This window comes from Roseofilum sp., from assembly GCF_982964205.1.
Genome location: NZ_CEZBFX010000055.1, coordinates 1 through 23,875, shown reverse-complemented (window position 1 = coordinate 23,875; position 23,875 = coordinate 1). Strand labels below are relative to the sequence as shown.

21 protein-coding genes are annotated in these 23,875 nt (G+C 45.9%); 16 read left to right on the top strand and 5 right to left on the bottom strand.

Annotated features, from left to right (window positions below; genetic code table 11):
• The 12 genes from AC3A14_RS14485 to AC3A14_RS14430 all read left to right on the top strand — a co-directional run bounded on the left by AC3A14_RS14485 (position 1) and on the right by AC3A14_RS14430 (position 12,076).
• Positions 1-1,356: a TIGR03279 family radical SAM protein gene (locus AC3A14_RS14485; RefSeq protein WP_318734189.1), complete on the top strand. Its 1,356-nt coding sequence runs from the start codon at positions 1-3 to the stop codon at positions 1,354-1,356.
• 145 nt (positions 1,357-1,501) lie between these two features.
• Positions 1,502-2,455, top strand: a complete 954-nt coding sequence (locus AC3A14_RS14480; RefSeq protein ID WP_318734188.1) for a hypothetical protein — start codon at positions 1,502-1,504, stop codon at positions 2,453-2,455.
• 346 nt (positions 2,456-2,801) lie between these two features.
• Entirely contained in the window at positions 2,802-4,496 is a 1,695-nt protein-coding gene (locus AC3A14_RS14475; protein WP_318734186.1) for a phosphodiester glycosidase family protein, read from the top strand.
• Between the two features lie 8 nt (positions 4,497-4,504).
• The gene (locus tag AC3A14_RS14470) at positions 4,505-5,200 is read left to right on the top strand and encodes a Uma2 family endonuclease (protein ID WP_318734184.1); all 696 of its coding nucleotides are present in this window, start codon (positions 4,505-4,507) and stop codon (positions 5,198-5,200) included.
• A 101-nt stretch (positions 5,201-5,301) separates the two neighbouring features.
• Complete coding sequence (locus AC3A14_RS14465) at positions 5,302-5,760, top strand: phosphomannose isomerase type II C-terminal cupin domain (RefSeq protein WP_318698623.1); 459 nt, start codon at positions 5,302-5,304, stop codon at positions 5,758-5,760.
• Between the two features lie 27 nt (positions 5,761-5,787).
• Positions 5,788-6,114 (top strand): HesB/IscA family protein, encoded by a 327-nt coding sequence (locus AC3A14_RS14460; RefSeq protein WP_318698622.1) that lies wholly within the window; start codon positions 5,788-5,790, stop codon positions 6,112-6,114.
• A 119-nt stretch (positions 6,115-6,233) separates the two neighbouring features.
• Positions 6,234-6,605 carry a 30S ribosomal protein S12 gene (rpsL, locus tag AC3A14_RS14455; protein WP_271936249.1) on the top strand — a complete coding sequence of 124 codons (372 nt, stop codon included), beginning with the start codon at positions 6,234-6,236 and terminating at the stop codon, positions 6,603-6,605.
• Between the two features lie 123 nt (positions 6,606-6,728).
• Positions 6,729-7,199 (top strand): 30S ribosomal protein S7, encoded by a 471-nt coding sequence (gene rpsG, locus AC3A14_RS14450; protein ID WP_318698621.1) that lies wholly within the window; start codon positions 6,729-6,731, stop codon positions 7,197-7,199.
• 190 nt (positions 7,200-7,389) lie between these two features.
• Positions 7,390-9,468 (top strand): elongation factor G, encoded by a 2,079-nt coding sequence (gene fusA, locus AC3A14_RS14445; protein ID WP_318698620.1) that lies wholly within the window; start codon positions 7,390-7,392, stop codon positions 9,466-9,468.
• Between the two features lie 155 nt (positions 9,469-9,623).
• Entirely contained in the window at positions 9,624-10,853 is a 1,230-nt protein-coding gene (gene tuf / locus AC3A14_RS14440) for an elongation factor Tu (protein WP_318698619.1), read from the top strand.
• 116 nt (positions 10,854-10,969) lie between these two features.
• The gene (gene rpsJ / locus AC3A14_RS14435; RefSeq protein WP_271936222.1) at positions 10,970-11,287 is read left to right on the top strand and encodes a 30S ribosomal protein S10; all 318 of its coding nucleotides are present in this window, start codon (positions 10,970-10,972) and stop codon (positions 11,285-11,287) included.
• A gap of 144 nt (positions 11,288-11,431) precedes the next feature.
• Entirely contained in the window at positions 11,432-12,076 is a 645-nt protein-coding gene (locus AC3A14_RS14430; RefSeq protein WP_271936220.1) for an LON peptidase substrate-binding domain-containing protein, read from the top strand.
• A gap of 38 nt (positions 12,077-12,114) precedes the next feature.
• On the opposite strand, the gene AC3A14_RS14425 is transcribed toward AC3A14_RS14430, so the two are convergent.
• Positions 12,115-13,449, bottom strand: a complete 1,335-nt coding sequence (locus AC3A14_RS14425; RefSeq protein WP_318734182.1) for a histidine phosphatase family protein — start codon at positions 13,447-13,449, stop codon at positions 12,115-12,117.
• 213 nt (positions 13,450-13,662) lie between these two features.
• On the opposite strand from AC3A14_RS14425, the gene AC3A14_RS14420 reads away from it, so the two are divergent.
• From AC3A14_RS14420 to AC3A14_RS14405, 4 genes are all read left to right on the top strand, one after another.
• The gene (locus AC3A14_RS14420) at positions 13,663-14,370 is read left to right on the top strand and encodes a 16S rRNA (uracil(1498)-N(3))-methyltransferase (protein WP_318734180.1); all 708 of its coding nucleotides are present in this window, start codon (positions 13,663-13,665) and stop codon (positions 14,368-14,370) included.
• Between the two features lie 266 nt (positions 14,371-14,636).
• Positions 14,637-16,334 (top strand): mechanosensitive ion channel, encoded by a 1,698-nt coding sequence (locus AC3A14_RS14415; RefSeq protein WP_318734178.1) that lies wholly within the window; start codon positions 14,637-14,639, stop codon positions 16,332-16,334.
• A 134-nt stretch (positions 16,335-16,468) separates the two neighbouring features.
• A complete protein-coding gene (locus tag AC3A14_RS14410) occupies positions 16,469-16,948 on the top strand; it encodes a TerB family tellurite resistance protein (protein WP_318734176.1) in 480 nt (159 codons plus the stop codon).
• Positions 16,949-17,090: 142 nt separating this feature from the next.
• Positions 17,091-17,984 (top strand): tRNA-dependent cyclodipeptide synthase, encoded by an 894-nt coding sequence (locus AC3A14_RS14405; RefSeq protein WP_318734173.1) that lies wholly within the window; start codon positions 17,091-17,093, stop codon positions 17,982-17,984.
• A 127-nt stretch (positions 17,985-18,111) separates the two neighbouring features.
• On the opposite strand, the gene AC3A14_RS14400 is transcribed toward AC3A14_RS14405, so the two are convergent.
• The 4 genes from AC3A14_RS14400 to AC3A14_RS14385 all read right to left on the bottom strand — a co-directional run.
• Positions 18,112-19,068 carry an RNA polymerase sigma factor, RpoD/SigA family gene (locus AC3A14_RS14400; RefSeq protein WP_318734171.1) on the bottom strand — a complete coding sequence of 319 codons (957 nt, stop codon included), beginning with the start codon at positions 19,066-19,068 and terminating at the stop codon, positions 18,112-18,114.
• Positions 19,069-19,281: 213 nt separating this feature from the next.
• Complete coding sequence (locus AC3A14_RS14395; protein ID WP_271936213.1) at positions 19,282-19,434, bottom strand: hypothetical protein; 153 nt, start codon at positions 19,432-19,434, stop codon at positions 19,282-19,284.
• Positions 19,435-19,787: 353 nt separating this feature from the next.
• Positions 19,788-23,045, bottom strand: coding sequence for a carbamoyl-phosphate synthase large subunit (carB, locus tag AC3A14_RS14390; protein ID WP_318734169.1), 3,258 nt, complete (start codon positions 23,043-23,045; stop codon positions 19,788-19,790).
• Between the two features lie 402 nt (positions 23,046-23,447).
• Positions 23,448-23,875, bottom strand: a 428-nt coding sequence (locus AC3A14_RS14385) for a hypothetical protein (protein ID WP_487779040.1), incomplete at its 5' end; no start/stop codon positions are given.

The following is a 23,875-nucleotide window of genomic DNA, read 5'->3' as shown; positions in this document are numbered from 1 at the left end:
ATGAGTACCATTCGTCCTGCTAAAATCTCCCAAGTTCTTCCCGACTCCATCGCCGCCGAAATCGGTTTTGAACCCGGTGATGCCATTGTCTCCATTAACGGCACAGCACCGCGAGACTTAATTGATTATCAGTTTTTATGTGCCGATGAAATTCTCGATCTTGAAGTTCTCGATCTTAAAGGCAAAACCCATCAAGTCGAAATCGAAAAAGACTACGATCAAGATTTAGGACTAGAATTTGAAAGCGCTTTCTTCGATAGTTTAATTCAATGTAATAATCGCTGTCCCTTCTGCTTTATCGATCAACAACCCCCCGGAAAACGTAAAAGCCTTTATCTCAAAGATGACGACTATCGCCTCAGTTTTCTCTACGGCAGTTATTTAACCTTAACCAATCTCAGCCCCAAGGAATGGAGCCGCATTCAAGCCATGCGCCTCTCCCCCCTCTACGTTTCCGTTCATGCCACCGAACCAGACATCAGAAATCGTTTATTAAAAAATCCTCGCGCCGGTCAAATTCTTCAGCAACTGGAATGGTTCCAAGAACAACGCTTACAAATTCATGCCCAAGTCGTCGTTTGTCCAGGAATTAATGATCGAGATCATTTAGAGAAAACAATTTTAGATTTAGCAAGATTTCATCAAGGAGAAATTCCTGCCGTTGCTTCAATAGCCGTAGTTCCTGTCGGCTTAACTCGTTTTCGCCCTAGTGAAGATGAACTCATTCCCGTAACCGTGGAAAAAGCGCAAGAAGTAATTATCCAGGTGCAAAGATTACAGAAAAAATTTCAACAAGAAAAAAATGCCACCATAGTTTGGTTAGCCGATGAATGGTTTTTAATTGCTGGAGTGGATTTACCTCCCGAATCCCATTATCAGGATTATCCTCAAATTGGCAATGGAGTGGGATCAATTCGGTTATTTATTCGCGAGTTTGAAGAGAAGATACAAAAGAGATCCGTGGCTAAAGTATCTCCTCCTAAAATATTCTCCTGGGTAGTAGGAAACACTGTAGAAAAAGCATTTATCCCTTTAGTGAATCAATTAAATAAGATATCAGGCTTGACCATTCAGTTACAAGCCATGAATAGCGACTATTGGGGACAAGACATGACCGTAACTGGCTTGTTGACGGGAGAAGATTTGCTACATAAGTTGTCTGAAAAGGACTTAGGTGATGGTATTTTATTACCAACGGTGATGTTAAAGCATGGTGAAACTTGTTTTTTAGACGATCGGACAGTAGAAGAGGTCGCAGAAAAATTAGGTGTACCGATTTTCCTAGTCGAAAATATTGATACTTTGCTCAATATTTGCTTTACAGAAAGTCCCGCTATAAAACAAGAAGTAATATAGCGCGTCTCTCTTCTATGGAGTACAGTGTAACCGTCTCGTATCTCAATAAACAACTAAAGTCTGCTCCTTGTTCCCCAGAACAAAAGGCTTTAATATACCTTGTAAGAGCGGAAACTGCTGTATCATCACACATTGCATTACCATCATGGAAAATTTCGAGAGAATAATATCTATTCTAGCTTTTCTATCCATAGGCTTTTCCTTAACAGAAGTATATCTAACCATCAACCAAATTTGGAAACGAAAGCACGAACGAGCTGTTGCCGAAAGTATATCCGTTACGGCTAACTTAGTTTCTTTAATTCCTGGATTGATCTTTGCCCTCAACTATCTTTTGCAAGGTGAACTTATTGGCTTAATCGACACCACATTGTTTGGTGGTTTGGCTGTATTTTATATCCTAGTAGGTACGTCCTTATGGGTAGAAGGAGAGCGAAAAAAAGGGTTATGGGAATTAATCAAACAAACTCTCAACTTAGAAAGAAAAGAGGCAGGAGACTTGGCTCGATCGTTTTTCAAACCATCTGGAGCCAAAAAGGTGATTAGTATCTTAAGTCAAGTCGCAATGATTGATGAATTTCTTGATGAACGAGAAAAGCAATTTATTCAAACTTTTGCTGACAACTGGAATATTAATTATTCTTGGGATGATTTACAAAACAATAGAAGAGCAGGGGCTTCTATCAATTTGATCAAGTTACGTCAGGATGTTATGGATTACTTGGCAACCTCTCCCCCTCATAAACAAGTATCAGAATTCAAAGATATTATTAATGCTTTAGTCAATATTGATGAAGAAGTTTCCGAACAAGAACAGTTGATTATCGCAGAATTAGAAGGTTTGTTCTCTGAGTATATTAACCAAGGTTCTAATGCGGCTAAATATCATGTGATCGTTGTTCCTCAAAATGAGCAACAAGTTCAAGTCATCATGAATTTACCGGAACTCAATCGATATGAAGTGGCAGAAGGAACGGCCTATCATAGCGAGCCATTTTATTCTAAAGAATATGCAGATGTAATATCTGAGGGTTATCGCAGTCTGAATCTGTTTAGCATAGTTACATTAACGTTGCCAACAGAAGACACTATATCCTAATTTCAAGGTTATGCTCTTAGCCAAAATTTGGTCGGCCTAATTAATCTATCATTTTGAACTCAGTTGTGACATAGTTTGACAATCTATTCGGATCGGACTGACCGCTGGATGGAGAAGATAACGTTTTCCATGGATTGTAGGATGTGCATAGAGATAAGGTGCGCCTTATCTCTACCGGTTTCTAATAAGTCCAAGGATATGATTTAGGTATGGTTGTGGGGTAAACAGATTGATGTTGTCATTATTCTATATTGCATTGTTGGGCGCTGGGATGTTTTCTGGTATAAATGCACTTCCGGTTAACGCTTGTGAGGATAGCTTAACCGAAGTGTGTCCTGTATCAACTATGAGTGAGGAAGAATTCCTCGCGCAAAATCTTCCTGCTCAAGGCAATCAAATCATCATTAATGGTCAAACATTACCCATTGCCTGGAAACAATGGCGAGAGAATAATCAATTGCGGATTGGCATTAGTGATGTGGGTTTGGTGTCGGGTTTTGGTGTAGAATTGCTGAGTACTGCTAATCCTACTCTCCAACCGATTCAGTGGTACGGAATTCCTCGTCAAACTCAGTGGACGCTTCCGGTTCAGGTGACTTCGACTGCACGATATGTGGATGTGACGGAGTGGGTGCAAGAGTTGGGATGGCGGATGGTTCCCCAGGGGAATATGCTGAGGCTACAAGCGCCTGCGAGTCAGGTTTTGGGGATGCGTCAGGTACAAGAAGCTTGGGGCGATCGCTTCCTAATCGCTTTGAATCAAGAAACACCGATACAAATCAACCATGCTCCCGGAAAGACGGTGATTACTCTTGGGGCAGTTGCTTCTTCTGCTCTCTTCGATGCCTTTGAATCCCAGGCTGGGAATGCTATTGATAGCATCAAGTTTACCCCGGAATCGGGACGGACGCAAATTGAAATTAACCTGAAAAGCAAACAAGTGCGTCCCCAAATTCTTACCGCGAATGCGCCCTATCGGGTGGCGATCGATTTTCATTTAGATACCTATATTCCCACAAAACGAATCCAATGGGCCCCAGGAATTCAATGGCGACAGCAAACGGTGACCATTGGATCGTCGCAGTTTCCTGTATTTTGGCTGCAAATTGACCCGCAAAATCCCCAAATCCAACTCCGTCCCATTCGCACCAATACCCAAGCTGCATCGGGGACTTCTCCCTTAGTGACTTTAGCGCGTCAATCTCAAGTGGCAGCCGCCATTAATGCGGGATTTTTTAATCGTAATAATCGCTTACCCTTGGGAGTCATTCGCGACAATGGAGAATGGATATCCGGCCCTATTCTCAACCGGGGAGCGATCGCCTGGAACGACCGAGGACAATTCCTCATCGATCGCCTAACCCTCACTGAAACCCTTACCACTCAAAGCAGCCAACAATATCCCATTCTTTACCTCAACAGTGGCTATGTCAAACCGGGATTATCTCGCTATACCCGTGCGTGGGGGTCAACTTATACGCCACTGACCGACAATGAAACCCTTATTTCGGTAAACGGCGATCGCGTCATTTCTCAAACCCAAACCACCCAAGCCGGAACCGGCCAATTTTCCATCCCTCCCCAAGGATATCTCTTAGTCCATCGTGGGCAGGATCTTCGGCCCTCTATTCCTCCAAGAAGTCGTCTCCAACTGCAAACCACCTCATCCCCCGATCTCACCTCCAACTATCCCTTTACCCTAGGCGCTGGCCCTCTCTTGATGAAAAATGGTCGTATCGTGCTAGATGCCCAAGGAGAGAGCTTTAGCCAAGCATTTATTCGCCAACAAGCCTCCCGGAGTGCGATCGGTTTAACCTCCAATGGACAACTGATTATCGCCGCTGTCCATAACCGCTCCTACGGAAAAGGGCCAACCCTCACCGAAATGGCTCAAATTATGCAACACCTTGGTACAGTGGATGCCCTGAATTTAGATGGTGGCAGTTCCACCGGACTTTATTTAGGAGGAGAATTATTAGACCGCTCCCCCCGAAGTGCCGCCCGCATTCATAATGGCTTAGGCATCTTTCTTCAACCTTAGTAACCCCCATGAGAGCCACACTAAAACAGGAGCCAGTTGTAGCGCCAAGCCTGGGCAAGCGATCGCGAAGCGTCTCCGTAGGAGAATCGCTCCTACTAAGCAATATTAGCTGGCTGACTTACGAATCTCTGCTTGAAGATTTAAGCGAACAAGCAGGAATGCGCCTGACCTACGACCAAGGATTACTGGAAATTATGACTCCTTTAGCTCCCCACGAAGGTGATAAAAAGCTGATAGGACGTTTTGTAGAAACCCTGACTGAGGAGTTGAATATAGAAATTCGCAGCCTGGGTTCGCTCACTTGCAAGCGCGAGGACTTAGCTCGTGGTTTTGAGCCAGATGAGTGCTACTACATTCAGAACGAGTCTCTCGTGTGGAACAAAAAGCAAATAGACCTCAGTCAAGATCCGCCTCCAGATTTGATCGTCGAGATTGATGCGACTAGCCAATCTATGAATAAATTCGATTTATATGCCGATTTTGGAGTGCCGGAGGTCTGGCGCTATGATGGCGATCGCCTACAATTCGATCAGCTAGAAGGAAAAGAATATAAACAGAGCGAACACTCCTTGGCTTTTCCTTTCCTACAAGCCACAGAAATTATGGGTTTTCTGGAATTGAGAAAAACCACTAAGGAAACCGCATTGATTCGGGAATTTCGCCAGTGGGTTAGCACTCATGCCAAATCACCACCTAACAGATGACAGCAAAGAGAGAAGATTGTTATGGTTATCTAAGGGGAACTCTTCTCTCCTTTTAATTCTGCAACCCAAGATTTCTAACCTTCTACGGAGAAAAATCAATCATGGTACAAGCCTCAGAACGCCCAACTGTTAATTCAGATAATTCAGACAAAACTAAAGACTCCCTTCCTAAGTCTTCTCCATCCTCCAATAGCTTGCCAGAAGTGGGAGAACGTCCTTGGGGAACCTATACGGTTTTGGAAGAGGGACAAGGCTATAAAATTAAACGCATTGAAGTTAAACCCGGTCATCGCCTGAGCCTGCAAATGCACCACCACCGCAGCGAACATTGGATTGTGGTTTCAGGTACGGCAAAAGTTGTCTGTGGCGACAAAGAAATCATGGTTTATCAATATCAATCCACCTATGTTCCCCAAGGAAACTCCCATCGCTTGGAAAATCCAGGAGTGATTCCCTTAGTGCTGATCGAAGTCCAAAATGGGGAATATCTCGGTGAAGATGATATCGTGCGCTTCCAAGATGATTATGCCCGCACGAACGGCAAAGATAGTACAGTCTAAATGATAGATATTTGAACTCGCTTCCCCATGATTCATTTAACCCCTGCTGCGGCCACAGAATTAAAACGGTTGCAAAGCCGATATCCCCAATCGACTCCTTGGGTGCGTTTTGAGGTGCAGACAGGGGGATGTGCAGACTTGAGCTATGAGATCCGGTTTGACTCAGAAAAACAGGAGACGGATCGGGTCTATGATTATGAGGCGATCGCCATCATCGTCGATCCAGCCCAATTAACTTATCTCGATCATTTGAGAGTCGATTATTCTGATGATTTGATGGGTGGAGGATTTCGCTTCCACAATCCTAATGCCACCCGAACTTGTGGCTGTGGTCAATCCTTTGCCATTAACTAGCCTTACAAGTAGAAGGGTTGAGGGACCAAAAGATTGACAAAAGGTGAGTTTAGTTGGTAAAGTTAAAAATTGTCGTCAAAGTTGAACCAGAGACGGTTTATAGCAAACCTCCGTACCTTATGCCAACGATCCAACAACTCATTCGTAGTGAACGTCAGAAAATAGAACGGAAAACCAAGTCTCCAGCTCTAAAAAGCTGCCCCCAGCGCCGTGGAGTCTGCACCCGTGTCTACACTACAACGCCTAAAAAACCGAATTCAGCCCTGCGTAAAGTTGCCCGTGTGCGTTTGACCTCCGGGTTTGAAGTCACTGCTTATATTCCAGGGATTGGGCATAACCTTCAAGAACACTCCGTAGTCATGATTCGCGGTGGACGGGTGAAAGACTTGCCAGGTGTAAGGTATCACATCATTCGTGGAACCCTAGATACCGCAGGCGTAAAAGATCGGCGGCAAGGTCGTTCTAAGTATGGAGCTAAACGCCCCAAATAAAGCGTTTAGAACGGTTTAAGGAATCGAAATAAACCGTTATAGCTTCTTCGTTATTTTTAGCGCTGGTCGTTGTAAATATATACTGTAAACCCAATCCATTATTGAAGTCTGAGATCTAAACTTATGTCTCGTCGAGGAGTATCTCATCACCGTTCTGTCCCTCCAGACTCGGTACACAATAGTCGCCTGGTTAGCATGACCATCAGGCGGATCATGAAGAGTGGAAAAAAATCCTTAGCCTCTCACATCCTATATGATGCTTTCAAAATTATTGAAGAGCGCACCGGCTCTGATGCTCTACCTCTCTTTGAAAAAGCCGTGAAAAATGCAACCCCTTTGGTTGAGGTAAAAGCCAGACGGGTAGGTGGGGCGACTTACCAAGTTCCCATGGAAGTCCGCTCAGATCGGGGCGTGAGCTTGGCTCTACGTTGGTTAATTCGATTCTCTAGACAGCGTTCGGGTAAATCCATGGCTATGAAATTAGCCAATGAACTTATGGATGCTGCCAACGAAACCGGAAGCACCATTCGTAAGCGGGAAGAAACCCATCGCATGGCAGAAGCAAACAAGGCATTTGCTCACTATCGTTACTAAGGTATTAGGCAAATTCAGCGCCTCATCTTTAGCCCAATTCAAAAGAACTGAGCGGAATCTAGTCTAAACCCTGTTTTAGGCTAGATTTCTTCAGGAAGTCTTAATCGTTTGGCTTAAAAAAAGTATACAATTCTAAAAGAGCCGAAAAAATAAACAATCAAGACTGCTTTTCAAGACCAAGGAGGTATCTGTGGCACGAAATATCCCGCTGGAGAGAATTCGCAATATTGGCATCGCTGCCCATATTGATGCGGGCAAAACAACAACAACTGAAAGAATCCTGTTTTACTCAGGCATTGTTCACAAGATTGGTGAAGTGCACGACGGAACAGCAGTGACTGACTGGATGGCCCAAGAACGGGAACGAGGGATTACCATCACAGCAGCAGCTATTAGTACCAGTTGGAAAGACCATCAAATAAACATTATCGATACTCCGGGTCACGTAGACTTCACAATTGAAGTAGAACGTTCCATGCGTGTATTGGATGGCGTAATTGCTGTATTTTGTTCGGTTGGTGGCGTTCAACCCCAATCAGAAACAGTATGGCGGCAAGCAGATCGCTATAAAGTGCCCCGGATTGTTTTTGTTAACAAAATGGACCGCACCGGAGCGAACTTTTTTAAAGTATACGAACAAATTAAAGATCGTCTTCGGGCGAATGCTGTCCCCATTCAAATTCCTATTGGCTCAGAAAGCGATCTTAGAGGTATTGTCGATTTGGTGCGAATGCGTGCCAAGATTTATACTAATGATCTAGGTACTGATATTGAAGATGCGGAAATTCCCGAGGATGTTCTGGAACAAGCCCAAGAATACCGTGCCAAACTCATTGAATCGGTAGCAGAAACAGATGATGCTCTAACCGAGAAATATTTGGAAGGAGAAGAGTTAACGGAAGCAGAAATCCATGAGGCTCTGCGTAAAGGAACCATTGACGGAACGATTGTTCCCCTGCTGTGTGGTTCTGCTTTTAAGAACAAAGGGGTACAACTGCTTCTGGATGCCGTAATTGACTATATGCCGGCTCCCATTGATGTGCAAGCGATCCAAGGAACGCTCCTAGATAAGACGACTCCTACGGAACGCAAAGCAGATGATGAGCAGCCCTTCTCTGCCCTAGCCTTCAAGATCATGTCCGATCCCTATGGTCGCTTGACCTTTACCCGAGTGTATTCAGGCGTACTGAAGAAAGGCAGCTATGTCATGAACTCGACCAAGGGTAAGAAAGAGCGAGCTTCTCGCTTGATTATTCTCAAGGCCGATGAACGGATTGAAGTCGATGAGCTGCGATCGGGTGACTTAGGAGCCATTTTGGGTCTTAAGGACACCACCACTGGAGATACGCTCTGTGATGACAGTTCTCCGGTAATTCTGGAATCTCTCTATATCCCAGAACCGGTGATCTCCGTTGCTGTAGAACCGAAAACCAAGCAAGACATGGAGAAGCTCTCCAAAGCGCTCCAAGCCTTGTCTGAAGAAGACCCCACCTTCCGAGTCAGCGTTGACCCGGAAACCAACCAAACCGTCATTGCCGGGATGGGAGAGCTGCACTTAGAAATTCTTGTAGACCGTATGTTGCGGGAATTCAAAGTGGAAGCGAATGTGGGTGCGCCCCAGGTTGCTTATCGAGAAACTATCCGTAAAGCGATCAAAGCTGAAGGTAAATTTATCCGCCAAAGTGGGGGTAAAGGTCAATACGGCCATGTGGTAATCCAACTCGAGCCTGGCGATCCAGGTAGCGGCTTTGAATTTGTCTCGAAAATTGTGGGTGGATCGGTACCAAAAGAGTACATCGGCCCTGCCGAGCAAGGGATGAAAGAAGCCTGCGAATCGGGAATTTTAGCCGGATATCCAGTGATCGACCTCAAAGCTACCTTGGTTGATGGTTCCTTCCACGAAGTAGACTCGTCGGAAATGGCCTTTAAGATTGCTGGCTCTATGGCAATCAAAGAAGCAGTAACCAAGGCATCACCCGTGCTGCTCGAACCCACCATGAAGGTAGAAGTGGAAGTTCCTGAAGACTTCCTCGGAGATGTGATGGGAGATCTCAATTCCCGTCGCGGCCAGATTGAAGGGATGGGTTCTGAAGACGGGATTAGTAAAGTCTCGGCTAAAGTTCCTCTGGCAGAAATGTTTGGTTATGCCACAGATATTCGCTCCAAAACTCAAGGACGTGGAATTTTTTCGATGGAATTTAGTCATTATGATGAAGTTCCTCGGAATGTGGCAGAAGCGATCATTGCCAAGAGCAAGGGAGAAGCATAAAATCCACTAGGGCAATTAGAGTTGATAGCAGTTTGAGGAATCAATTCTATTAACTCTAATGCTCTGGTTCGACTCTCTGAACTTGTCCTGACTTAGGGTCAGAAAACGTTTACTTCCTCTTTTATCTAGTCAACATTAGGCACAATTAATTAGTTATGGCACGCGAAAAATTTGAACGGAATAAACCTCACGTTAACATTGGTACGATTGGTCATGTTGACCATGGTAAAACAACCCTGACGGCTGCTATTACCATGACCTTGGGCGCTGCTGGCCAAGCCACAGCCAAGAAATACGAAGACATTGATGCTGCTCCAGAGGAGAAAGCACGGGGGATTACGATTAATACTGCTCACGTGGAATATGAAACGGGGAACCGTCACTATGCTCACGTGGACTGTCCCGGACATGCTGACTATGTGAAAAACATGATCACTGGGGCAGCGCAAATGGATGGTGCAATCCTGGTGGTTTCTGCGGCTGATGGCCCCATGCCTCAAACTCGCGAACATATTCTCTTAGCTCGTCAGGTAGGCGTTCCTAACTTGGTGGTGTTCTTGAATAAGAAAGACCAAGTGGATGATGAGGAATTGTTAGAGCTGGTTGAGCTGGAAGTACGGGAACTGCTCAGTAGCTATGACTTTGATGGAGATAATATTCCCATTGTTGCTGGTTCTGCCCTAGAAGCAGTAGAAACCATGTCCAAAAAAGCCGATGCTCAACGGGGTGAAAATGAATGGATTGATGCCATTTGGGACTTGATGGATCAAGTGGATAGCTTTATTCCGACTCCAGAGCGGGATGTGGATAAACCTTTCTTGATGGCGGTAGAAGATGTATTCACGATTACCGGTCGGGGAACCGTAGCAACTGGACGGATTGAGCGGGGTAAAATCAAAATCAACGAGGAAGTGGAAATCGTTGGTATTAGAGATACTCGCAAAACAACGGTAACCGGTGTGGAAATGTTTAAGAAATCTCTGGATGAAGGGATGGCTGGTGATAATGCTGGTCTTCTGCTTCGGGGGATGAAAAAAGAGGATATTGAACGGGGTATGGTTTTGGCTAAACCCGGTTCAATTACTCCTCATACTCAGTTTGAAGCTGAAGTTTATGTGTTGAAAAAAGAAGAAGGTGGCCGCCATACTCCCTTTTTCCCTAATTATCGTCCCCAGTTCTATGTACGGACAACGGACGTAACCGGCACAATTAAGTCATTCACCGCAGATGATGGTAGTGATGCAGAAATGGTGATGCCTGGCGACCGGATTAAAATGAACGTGGAATTGATCAATGCGATCGCGATTGAACAAGGAATGCGTTTTGCGATCCGTGAAGGAGGCCGTACCATTGGTGCTGGTGTGGTCGCTAAGATCCTTAAATAGCCCGGACTGAGTCCTCCGTTCATCTCCATTAAGCCCTTCCCTAAGTTAGAAGTGAACCCAAGTGGGAAGGGTTTATCTCTCAAAATTCAACAGAACCTTGACAACTGTAAATAATCATGGCAACCCTACAACAACAAAAAATCCGCATTCGCCTGAAAGCATTTGATCGCCGTCTCCTGGATACCTCTTGCGAAAAAATTGTCGATACCGCTAACCGCACCAACGCTACAGCAGTTGGCCCCATTCCCTTACCGACTAAGCGCCGAATCTACTGTATCCTGCGATCGCCTCACGTGGATAAGGACTCACGGGAGCATTTTGAAACTCGTACCCACCGTCGAATCATTGATATTTATCAACCCTCCTCTAAAACGATTGATGCTTTGATGAAACTGGATCTACCGGCTGGTGTAGATATCGAAGTGAAACTGTAACCCCTTGAGTGATGGTTCCCTGGTTAAGCATTGATGCTGAATATGAACGGTGAGGTTTTTACAGCCTCGAACAATGCGATAGACTAAAAGATGTTTCTACTATTTTCAGGTTTTTAAGAGAGTCCCCAGAACAGGAAAATTACTATGACATCTTCTTCCTCCATCGCCGTTCGAGAATTGCCTCTGTTTCCCTTACCTGAAGTCGTACTTTTTCCAGGGAGACCCCTACCCTTACATATCTTTGAGTTTCGGTATCGGATGATGATGAATACCGTTCTCGACACAGATAGTCGGTTTGGGGTATTAATGTGGAACCCAGTCAAAAATGAAGCCGCTGCTGTCGGTTGCTGTGCGGAAATTGTTAATCATCAACGTTTACCCGATGACCGCATGAAGATCCTCACCCTGGGACAACAACGGTTTCGGGTTTTAGAATATGTGCGAGAAAAACCCTATCGCGTAGGGTTGGTAGAATGGATAGAAGATGAACCGACGGATCGAGACTTGCGATCTTTGGGCACTCAGGTAGAACAATTACTCAAAGACGTGGTTCACCTATCTTCTAAATTGACGGGTCAGGAAATTGAGTTACCCGATAATATTCCCACCCTTCCAGTTGAGTTATCTTACTGGGTCGCCAGTAATTTATATGGTGTGGCGGCTGAACAACAAGCTTTATTAGAAATGCAAAGTACGACCGAACGACTGGAGCGAGAAATGGAAATTCTCACCTCAACTCGTAATCATTTGGCTGCCCGTACGGTACTTAAGGATACGTTAAAGGAATAAGTAAAGGGCAAATCGGTTTTGCCCTATTGCTGATTGCCTTATAATGCACCGGCTGCTGTACGGTCAAGAATGCCAGAATTGAGGTGAGAGGTAATATTGTGGCATTTGAGTATGGGTTTGCCCTGAGCGCCATAGGGATAATCAATCACCGTGACTGCACCATTTCCTTGTTTAAAATTCCAGAAATATTGAGGATCTAAATCAAATAAATGACAAACGATCGCCTTATTAATCGCATCGTGAGCTGCAACGATCCCAGTTGTACCGGGTTTAGCGGATTCGAGAATACGGCTCCAAGCGGCGATCGCCCGATCCCAAACCTGCTGTAAATTCTCTCCTTCCGGCATTTGCACCGTTTCCGGCGAATTTTGCCATTCGGCTAACATCCCAGGATAATCGGCTTCAATCTCACTCTCTAACATCCCCTCCCACAAGCCATGACTAATTTCTGCTAAGAGAGGATTAAGCTGTAACTCAATTCCAGGATGAGCTGCCAAAATCAATTCTGCTGTTTCTTTGGGGCGCAATAATGGACTACTAACAGCAAAATCTAAATGCACATCTTTCAAAAACTCACCCGCTTTGCGTCCCTGTTCTTTTCCCGTTTCATTTAAGGGAATATCCTTCACCCCTTGAAAGCGTTTATCCCGGTTCCATTGGGTTTCGCCATGACGCACCAACAACAAGCGAATTCCTTCCGGTTTATTAAATTTCGGTAAGGCAACTCCTAAATGATTGGTTAGGTTCATCGATTCTAATTGTGCCTCTTCTCCCCAACCGCCAGCAAAATTCAGGACACTAATACCACAATTCGACTGTAGTATAGATTGATAATAAGCTGGAGAAATATTCAGCGCTGTACTCAACAAACAGCGATTAATCCCATTATGAGCCACGACTAATACCGTTTGTCCCTGATGCTTGGCTAATAGATCTTGCCAAAACCGTTTAGCTTGCTCATGCATAGCTAGTACTGGATAATGCTCTTTTGGCCCTTCTGGGGTAGAAATCACCATTTTGAAGGCTTCCGGTTGTTGTTTCCAAACCTGATATTCTTGGGCGAATTGGGTTTGTACTTCTTTTCTAAGCATCCCTTGCCATAAGGGTAGATCGACCTCTAATAAGGTCTCTGGACTTTCGATAGTGAGGGATGAACCAAGATGAGCCACAATTTCTTCAGCCGTTTGTCGAGCGCGTTGCAAGGGACTCGAATAAATAGCATCTAGGGGTAAGTCTTGAAGCGCAGCGGCTACTAACTTAGCATCGGCTTTACCTTGTTCCGTTAGTACGGAGTGATCAAGCCGACCTTGAATACGTTGCTGGGCATTATAAGTGCTTTGACCGTGGCGGACGAGGATAACACGGGTAGTCATGGGCTTTTACTCGATCTGTTGCGGTCTGCATTTTACCCCATAACCTGGGGGAATGGGGAGTTGGGAATAGGGAATGGGGAATGGGGAAAAACTTCGTTTAGTCCTTTGCTCAATAAACCCTGTATATTCTTAGGATTATTGCCTGACTTCTGTCAGAAGTTTAATCTATTCCCTAGTTCGTATTCCTTAGCGTGAAGCGCTATAGCAATTATTGTGACACAATGGCAACGGGTGGCGATCGCCCCAGAACAACTGGAAAACGATATAATCCGGCTGACTCCCCAGCAACAGCATTATTTGTATCGAGTGCTGCGTTTGCAACCGGGCGATCGCTTTATTGCCTTGATGCAACCGGAATGGTGGTTAAGTGAACTGTGCGATCTAGAAACTGCTCAACGGCTAGAAATGATTCCCATGCAAACGGAATTGGCGATCGCTATTACCTTAATGGTGGCTTTACCCAAAAATGGTTTTGAAGAGATTATCCGCTGTTGTACTGAATTAGGAGTGATGGAAATTATTCCTGTAATTAGCGATCGCACGCTCCTCAAACCCAGACCCCAAAAACTCGAACGGTGGCGACGCATTGCCACGGAATCTGCTGAACAATGCGAACGCCAACATATTCCCACCATTGCCGATCCTCTATCCTTTACCCAAGCTATACAAACGTCCCATATCCATCCCTATCTTGCCGTTACCCGCATTAGCGCCCCTCATCTGCTCACTCTCCCCCTACCCTCTCCTAGCGAAACTATTTTAATCGCCACCGGGCCAGAAGGCGGCTGGACTCCCCAAGAAGTTGAAGAAGCCACTATAGCTGGATTTCAACCCATTTCCCTCGGTCAACGTATCCTGAGAGCAGTAACCGCCCCCATCGTCGCCCTGTCTTTACTCGCTGGACACTATGAGATTAATTAAAAATTAAACATTTGGGAAATGGGGAACAGGAAAGCGGCTATTTCTGAGTCCTTGTATCCTCGCGTCTCCCTGGCTGCGTGTTCTTGCGCTCCCCCATCCCCCATTTCCCCTATCTCTCCCTGCCAATCACTCTGGTACGATAAGGCCTGTAAATCGCTTCTAGTTATTTTGCCAATGTTCGGGATTGTCCCGATCGCGTTTATCTCTTGTTTCTCCTAGATCGGGGATAGAAACGCATTGATCACAAAACTTAAGGAGCAAAACCTATGAATTTTACTGGGCAAAGCATCAACATTGATCTGTCAATACCAGAGGATGCCAGTTGGACGCAAGCACAGGATCTATTAGATCCCTTCTTGCAAGCCCCAGCCTCTGAGCCGGCAATACCGGTTCCTGGTTTGAGTAGCATCTCTGGTTCAATTCCCCAATGGTGGAGTTTAGTCTCGACTATTGCTATTGCTGCTGCTATTTTAGTTGGCGGATTTCTGGTCGCTTGGGCAATTTCCGGAGTTGCGGAAGGACTGCTAAAACGCACGAAAATCGACAATAAATTAGCTGCTTGGGTTTCTGGGACAAGTGATTCGGGTGCCGCCCCACCGATTGAAAAATGGGTCGGTTCAGCCATTTTCTGGCTGATTATGTTAGTGGTGTTTGTAGGGGTTCTAGATTCTCTGGATCTAGAAATCGTTTCCCAACCCCTGAATACCCTGCTCAACCAAGTTTTTGGCTTTGTGCCTCAGATTGTTAGTGCAGGGATTCTCTTAGGCCTTGCTTGGGTACTGGCAACTATTGTGAAACTGGCAGTTCTGCGAGGATTAAACCTTCTCAATCTCGATCAACGCTTAGAATCTCAAGTGGTTGAGGAGGGAACAACTGCACCTGTTTCCGTCAGCAGTACCTTGGCAAATGCCATGTACTGGTTTGTATTTCTGCTATTTTTACCCTCGATTCTGAGTACCTTACAGTTAGAGGGAACCCTGCAACCGGTACAAGCTCTGCTGAATCAAATTCTGCTAATTTTACCCAATATTTTGGGTGCGATTTTGATTGGTACAGCCGGTTGGTTAGTCGCAACCATTGTCCGTCGCATTGTAACCAATTTACTCATGGTCAGTGGAGCCGATCGCATGGGCGATCGCTTTGGATTATCGGGTGGAGGCGCAACCCATGGATTATCCTGGATTGCTGGTACGATCTCCTATGTATTAATTCTGATTCCCTTTGCGATCGCTGCCCTCAACGCCCTCAAAATCGAGGCAATTTCCGCACCTGCCATCAGTATGCTGGAAATGATTATGGGCTATGTGCCCTTGGCGTTTACTGCGACTATTATCTTGGTTATTGCCTACATTGGAGGTAAATTTGTCTCTGATTTAGTCACCAATGTTTTAACTGGATTTGGGTTTGATAATCTCTTCTATTGGTTGGGGTTGCAACAAGAACCTTATGCTACTGCTCCACCACCAGAAGCAGGAGAATCGGATCTACCTCTTCCTCCCCCTCCGTCTGACTTCCGCACCCCTTCAGAAATTGTGGGTATGGTGGTTTTAATTGCGATTCTGCTATTTGCCACTGTTACTGCAACTGATGTTTTGGGACTTGAAGCATTGACGCTGATTGTGGGCTCAATCATTAAAATTGCCAGTCAAGTTTTAGCCGGTGTGGTGGTATTTGCGATCGGTTTATACTTTGCGAATCTGGCGTTTAAGGTGATTGACAGTTCAGGTAGTCGTCAAGGACATATGTTGGCTCAAGCTGCCCGCATTGCCATTATTATTTTGGTGGCTGCGATGGCGTTGAGACAGATGGGAATTGCCCCAGATATCGTGAATCTAGCCTTTGGATTGTTATTTGGAGCGGTTGCTGTGGCGATCGCCATTGCTTTCGGATTAGGAGGTCGTGATATTGCTTCCTCCCAAATCCAAGAATGGTTATCCAGCTTTAAGGACGACTCTAAAAACTAAATTCCATCAGTCACCCATTACCTTCGTTCCTGATATAGTCTAGGTGATGGGTGACCTATCTCATTCAGTTTTGCATTGAGAGTGTTTCCCTTAGAGCAAAAATTTGGACAAAATTCAATTAAGGATAGATTAAAATGCCTGAGTCTCTTAAACCGACTAAATATGCCCAGAACCGGTACAATCTCACTCAACCGGTTGATTTTGATGTTGCCATCAAGTACGGTGGGGCACTAATGGCGATCGCTGGAGCCGATGGTGAATTAGCAGAAGCCGAATTTCAATGGTACATTGATGAGCAAGAACTGCTCATGGAAAACTCAGAAGAATATATTGCAGAACTTCGTAAGTTCGACTGGAAAAATGTTAGTGTAGAAGAGTTACTCACTGGAATTAGCTATACATTTCCACTCAACTTTCGGCGATCGATGTTGTACCAAGCTATCAAAATGAGCCGTGCTGATGGAACTTATCATGAGAAAGAAAAAGCAGCCGTTGCCAAAGCCGCAAAAATTTTAGGAATTGAACGTAGTGTTGTGGTTAGTCTGGAATCTATGGCAGAGCTAGAAGAAGCCAGCCAACGGCTACGCCTTGCCTTATTTGAAACTGATGTTTAAGTCTCGTTAATACTGGATTATCAATTTGCAGAGGCTCCTGTCAATCCGATCCAATCCCCCAAGAAAGACCTTGTAGATGTTTTTTTGGGGGATTTTTCAAGCTTTTCTCTTTCTAAGTATAACACATAACTTTAACTCTAAAATGAGTCAATACCAAGATCAAGAAACGATCGTAAACCATCTGGATTGGAATCAATTCTCGCTCGAACAACTCAAAAAAATTCAATCCCAAGTCAGTCAAGCCATTAGTTGCAAACAAAAGTCCTTAGGTTTAAACGAGAATAAGACTAGTCCAATGCATCATTACCAAGCTGGACTAGCGAAAGTCTTTCCTCGCCATCTTCATAACTCACTCGCTGATTATCAAAGCTCTGTTTTCTTAATTAGCTTAGGTAGTAAAAACTTTATGGACACCAGGCGGCTTAAAGCTACCATCGAGTGGATTAGTGAAAATTTCCGGAGCTGCATCGTTATTATTGGAGATAGCCTTTATCGACTAACTCTTGAAGTCAGACATCAATCAACGGCAGAAACTGCCTTGCAAGCAGCTCTCCAGATGGGCCAAGAGTTTATAAAACAGAATCAGAGCTATTTTTATCAATACGCACAAAAGTGTAATTTTCAATTCAAACGAACTTCAGAAATTGAGAAAACATCGCAGTTTTTAGCTTATTATCAGCAACTGCAAGAACTTTATCAAAATGAGCAATCTTTTCAAGATCTCGTCAATCGGTTTGTTTACGCCTATCTCCATCGAGGGAAAGCCATTCATATCGATCAAGAAAATCAACAGAAAAGTCAAGAAATAGCTCTAGTTACCACTTACTTTCTGGAAGAATCAGCCATTTTAGCTTGTCTGGTTGAAGCAGGAGACTCAGTGTTTATCTATCCAGGAGCAATCAAAACTTTTGAAGAAATATCGGAAGGTCTCCACCCAGAAGTCCCTGAGCCTCTCCAGCGCATGATTTGGGTAAGTTTGCGCCTGAAGAAAACTTCTAAGAAAACCCGAGGGGATAGGGTGATGGAGAGACATTGAAGACACGGCGATCGCCGATTATCTTTTGATTTCGCTCCAACAGAAAACAAGCCAGTTCAGTAGAACCAGCTTGCTTTTTGTTGAGAATTAAGGGACGCAACATCGTATCGTTCTTGAGATCGAGACGCTAACTGGCGATGTACTCGCGCATATCCGCTTTCCGCTTGCGTAACTTACCTAAAGCTTCCCGTTCAATTTGACGGACACGCTCGCGACTAATGTTGAGCCGATCGCCGATTTTGGCTAAGGTCATGGATTGACCGGTTTCCAATCCAAACCGCAACGATAACACCTGCTGTTGTTGGGGGGTTAAATCTGTCATCATTTGCTCTAATTCAGCTCGCAGAGACGTATTCATGGTGAAATCTTCTGGAGATGGGCCGGTATCTTCCAAAAGCTCACCCAATTCTGTATCTTGGTTGTCTCCCACGCGCAAATCCAGCGATAAAGGAAGACGAGAGCGTTCTAAGTATTCCCGCACTTGTTTGGGAGTCAGATCCAACTCTTCGGCCAACTCATTAATGGTTGCCGATCGCCCCAAGGTTTGGGACAATTGCCGTTGAGCTTTCTTAATCTTATTGAGTTTTTCTGTAATATGAATCGGTAGGCGGATGGTGCGTCCTTTTTCGGCGATCGCTCGAGTAATGGCTTGACGAATCCACCAATACGCATACGTAGAGAACCGGTAGCCCTTCGTGGGGTCAAACTTTTCTACCCCCCGTTGCATCCCAATGGTTCCTTCTTGGATCAAATCCAACAAGTCTACATTGCGTTTAATATACTTCTTCGCCACTGAGACCACCAGACGCAGATTCGCTTCCACCATCTTGCGCTTGGCTCGTTCTCCTTGGGCAATGGACTGACGCAACTCCCCTACAGAAACGCCAGCCACTGATGCCCATTTCTCTAAACTCGGTTCCTGGCCAGTTTCCTTGACTAAAGTATCTTTTGTTTCTTGAAGATCGGTTAAATACTTCACTTGCTTACCCAAGGTGATTTCCTCTTCATGAGTGAGCAGAGGAACACGGCCAATTTCGCGAAGATAAGCACGAACGGGATCGGTAGGGTTTTGGGCGGTTTTCATAGGTCTGCGTCTTGGGTTGACAACAATAGGAAAGCTAGTCCAAGGACTAGGAGTAAAGGGAGGCAAAAGGCACTCTAGCAAAGGGCAATACCCGGTTTTTCTGTTTCTTTGAAGTGTCCACAAGTCGTGCTATTCAATGAGCTTGGCTCTATATTTGGGACTTGACGAAATACACACTATCTTGAACTGTTACCCTTTGATATTGCCTATTCCTTAGCGCATAGCGCTATCTGTCTCATCTGTTCTGACAGGGATAGGAACGACTTCTGCTTCTGGGGCAGATTCCGATGGGTTTTCAATAAGCCGTTGGGCAACGATCAGACCGATAACGGATGTGGCTGTGACTAAAATGAGTTCGCTTGTCATTGTCGTTATCTACCAGAATTGTATTATGTTAAGTATTGTAACATTGTTTTAAGCTAGCGTCTACTGGTTAAGAATGAATAGATGAATACCTCCCTGGTCTTGTCTACTTGTGATTCTCCATAGGTTACCCAGGAACTTTGTGAAGAAATGCATTGTTTACAACATTTTTGTAAATTTATTAGGGGAGAGGGAAAGCAAGAGGCAAAAGGCAACAGGGAAACCCCGTTTTATTCCAAAGATTAACCCCATAGACTAGGGTCTACGGGGCGATCGCGAAGCCAGAGGAGCGTAAGGAATGAATTCTATCTATAAGAAATAAGAATAGTTAAACCCCTCACGCCACCGAGCAAAACCTAAGCCTGAATATGGTCTTGCAAAGCCTTCACTTCCAAGGGAGAAGACTTCAGAGACCGAATCGCCTCAGCCGTGGCCTTAGCGCCAGCAATCGTAGTAATAATGGGCAACTTATAGGTCAGAGCCGATCGCCTCAGCAACCGTCCATCAGCCTGGGCCTCTTCACCAGAAGGTGTATTAATAATCAATTGGATATTGTGGTTCTTAATCTCATCAAGGACATTGGGCCGTCCCTCATGGAGCTTATAGATCGGTTGCACATTCTCCAGCCCCTTCGATCTCAGCACCTGTCGAGTTCCCGCAGTCGCCATAACGCTAAAGCCCAACTCCATCAACTCCTCGATCGCTGGAACGATCGCCTCCTTCTCGCGATCGCTCAAACTGACGAACACGCAACCCGATAACGGCAGCCGCACGCCAGCGGCTACTTCTGCTTTGGCGAACGCCGTGGCAAACGACGAGTCAATCCCCATCACTTCCCCAGTCGAGCGCATCTCTGGCCCCAACAGGGTATCCGCGCCGGGGAACTTCTCAAAGGGCAGCACAGCCTCTTTCACCGACACATGCTGTGGAATAATCTCTTCCGTCAGTCCCACCTCTGCTAGGGTTTTCCCTGACATCACCAGAGAAGCCAACTTAGCCAAAGGTAACCCAATGGCCTTAGACACAAAGGGTACAGTTCGCGAGGCTCTCGGATTCGCCTCCAGGATATAAACCCGGTCACTGAGCGGAGCCGAAGTGCGCTGCACCGCAAACTGAATATTCATCAAGCCAATTACATTCAGGGCCTTCGCTAAAGCCACTGTCGAAGTGCGAATTGTCGTTAACACCGATGAGGCGAGCGTAAACGGCGGAAGCGCGCAGGCGGAGTCCCCCGAATGGATTCCTGCCTGTTCGATATGCTCCATGATGCCGCCAATGACCACCTCACCTGTGGCATCACAGAGGGCATCCACATCCACCTCGATCGCCCCTTCCAAGAACTTATCAATCAGAATCGGGTGGTCTGGCTCCACCTGCACGGCAGTCGTCATATACCGCTCTAATTCGCCATCGGAATAGACAATCTCCATCGCTCTTCCCCCTAGAACATAGGAGGGACGCACCACCACCGGATAGCCAATGCGACCTGCCACGCGAATCGCCTCTTGAGTCGATCGCGCAATCCCATTGGGTGGCTGCAAGATATTTAACTGCTGGCAAATTGCCTCAAACCGCTCCCGGTCTTCGGCCGTATCAATGGAATCGGGGGATGTGCCCCAAATCTTAGTTTTGGGACGATCTTCCAAGGCTCTTTGCAGGGGAACTGCCAACTTCAGGGGCGTTTGTCCTCCAAACTGAATAATGATGCCCTCTGGCTGTTCCGAATCAATAATGTTGAGGACATCCTCCAGGGTGAGAGGTTCAAAATAGAGGCGATCGCTCGTATCGTAGTCCGTTGAAACCGTTTCCGGGTTCGAGTTGACCATAATCGTCTCAAAAGAAGCATCGCGCAACGAGAAACTGGCATGACAGCAGCAATAGTCAAACTCAATCCCCTGGCCAATGCGGTTGGGACCACCACCAAGGATCATCACTTTCCGCCGTTCAGAGGGTTGAGTCTCGGTTTCCCCTAGTTCATAGGTGGAATAGTGATAGGGCGTAAAGGCTTCAAACTCCGCCGCGCAGGTATCCACTGTTTTGTATACGGGTGTAATCCCTAACTCTTGTCTGCGCGATCGCACCGTTGTCTCATTAGTAGACGTGGCGAAGGCAATTTGGCGATCGCTAAATCCCAATTGTTTAACCTCCCGCATCTCGTCGGTCTTGATACTTAACAGGGGCGTACGCTTCAGGAACTTCTCCGCGTCCAAGAGTTGTTTAAACTTGTCCAAAAACCAGGGGTCAATTCCTGTCAGCTCGTACACCTCATCCAGCGACATTTTAGCCATTAGGGCATGACGCAAGGTGAATATGCGATCGGGATTCGGTGTCCGCAAACCCTGGCGAATCGACTCCAAACTGGGCAGCACCTCGGACTTATCGCAACCCCAACCGGCTCTTCCGGTTTCTAGACTTCGCAGGGCCTTCTGGAACGACTCGCAGAACGTGCGCCCAATAGCCATCGCTTCGCCCACCGACTTCATTTGCGTCGTTAAAATCGGCTCCGTTCCCGCGAACTTCTCGAATGTGAACCGGGGAATCTTGGTGACCACATAATCAATGGTCGGTTCAAAGGAAGCCGGTGTTTTCTGGGTAATATCGTTGGGAATCTCATCAAGAGTATAGCCGACTGCCAGTTTAGCGGCGAATTTGGCGATCGGGAACCCTGTTGCCTTAGAAGCCAGAGCCGAGGAGCGCGATACCCTGGGATTCATCTCAATCACAATCACATCTCCATCCACCGGATTGACTGCAAATTGGATATTCGAGCCACCGGTTTCCACCCCAATCTCACGAATAATGGCGATCGACGCATCTCGGAGGCGCTGATACTCCTTATCCGTCAGCGTCTGTGCTGGAGCCACCGTAATCGAATCCCCCGTATGTACCCCCATCGGGTCAATATTTTCAATCGAACAGATAATCACCACATTATCCGCCAAATCGCGCATCACCTCCAGCTCGTACTCCTTCCAGCCAATCAACGACTGTTCGATCAGAATCTGGGACATGGGCGAGCAATCTAGCCCATACTGGGCCATCGTCTCAAATTCCTCTTGGTTATAGGCAATACCGCCCCCAGTTCCCCCCAGGGTAAACGCTGGGCGGATAATCAGGGGATACACCCCAATCTCGGCTGCAATTTGTTTGGACTCATCCAGGGTGTTGGCAATTCCCGACGGGCACACCTTCACCCCAATGCGCTGCATCGCTTCCTTGAACAACAGTCGGTCTTCTGCCTTTTCAATTGCCTCAAGTTTGGCTCCAATCAGTTCCACCCCATAACGCTCCAGTGTGCCATTTTTCGCCAGGTTAACCGCCAAGTTGAGCGCCGTTTGCCCGCCCATCGTCGGCAATAGAGCATCTGGGCGTTCCTGGGCGATCACTTTCTCAGCAATTTCAGGCACTAGCGGTTCAATATAGGTCCGCTCTGCCGTTTCTGGATCGGTCATGATGGTTGCTGGGTTGGAGTTAATCAGCACCACTTCATATCCCTCGGAGCGTAGAGCTTTACACGCTTGTACGCCACTATAGTCAAATTCACAGGCTTGGCCAATGACAATCGGACCAGAACCGAGGAGAAGAATTTTTTTAATATCGTTGCGACGGGGCATAGTTCTTGAGTTTTAGAGTGCGAAGAGAGATTAGACTTTTTACAGAAGTGGGCAGAAAATGAATAGTAATGCCGTCATCATATATTCTTATGACGATTGCCTATTGCTAGAGTGCCTTATTTCTGCAAGAGGTCTATATATTTCAGTTGCCAGTGACCTGTTGCCCAGCCAGCCTACTATAGAGGCAAGACGCAACAGCCAATGGCCAACAGTCATTGTACGGGTTTGGGAGGATGGTGCTGTATTTCCTTTAGCTAAATTTTGGTATCCGATCTATTAAGGGAGGCTTAAGGATGACTGTTAAGGCAATTTTCCTTCTTCTGTTCAGTCTCTGAAAAAGGGGGTCAAACTCTGATTCTTTCCTGAGCAATAATGCGACCCATCGCTGGCCATCATGAATTCCTAACTGCTTAGAACTGCCCCTTGTTGAATAAAATGCATTCTGAAATGAGTTCTACCTTGTTCTTCAACATTGAATTTTTCTGCCTCAACTGCCAAGGAGCTATAATCACTACTATCATTACTTATCAAGTTGAAAGTCTTAGAGTCTACAAAACGCATTCCTTTTACAGCTATTTGGTACTGAGTTCCTTGGTCACTATTGCTATATTCAACCACTTTAGCTAAACAATCAATATCATGATTTTGACCCCACCTGGGAACCTGATCCGCCACTCGATATCGAATAAATGAGCCGATTGGATATCGCTTTCGCAGTTTTTCTTTATCCTGTTCTGGACGATCGGTAACAGGGATAGGAGCTAAGGGCGCTAAGGGCGCTTTGGTTGTGTTTAAGGTATCTATCTTACGAATAAATCGATCGATATTTC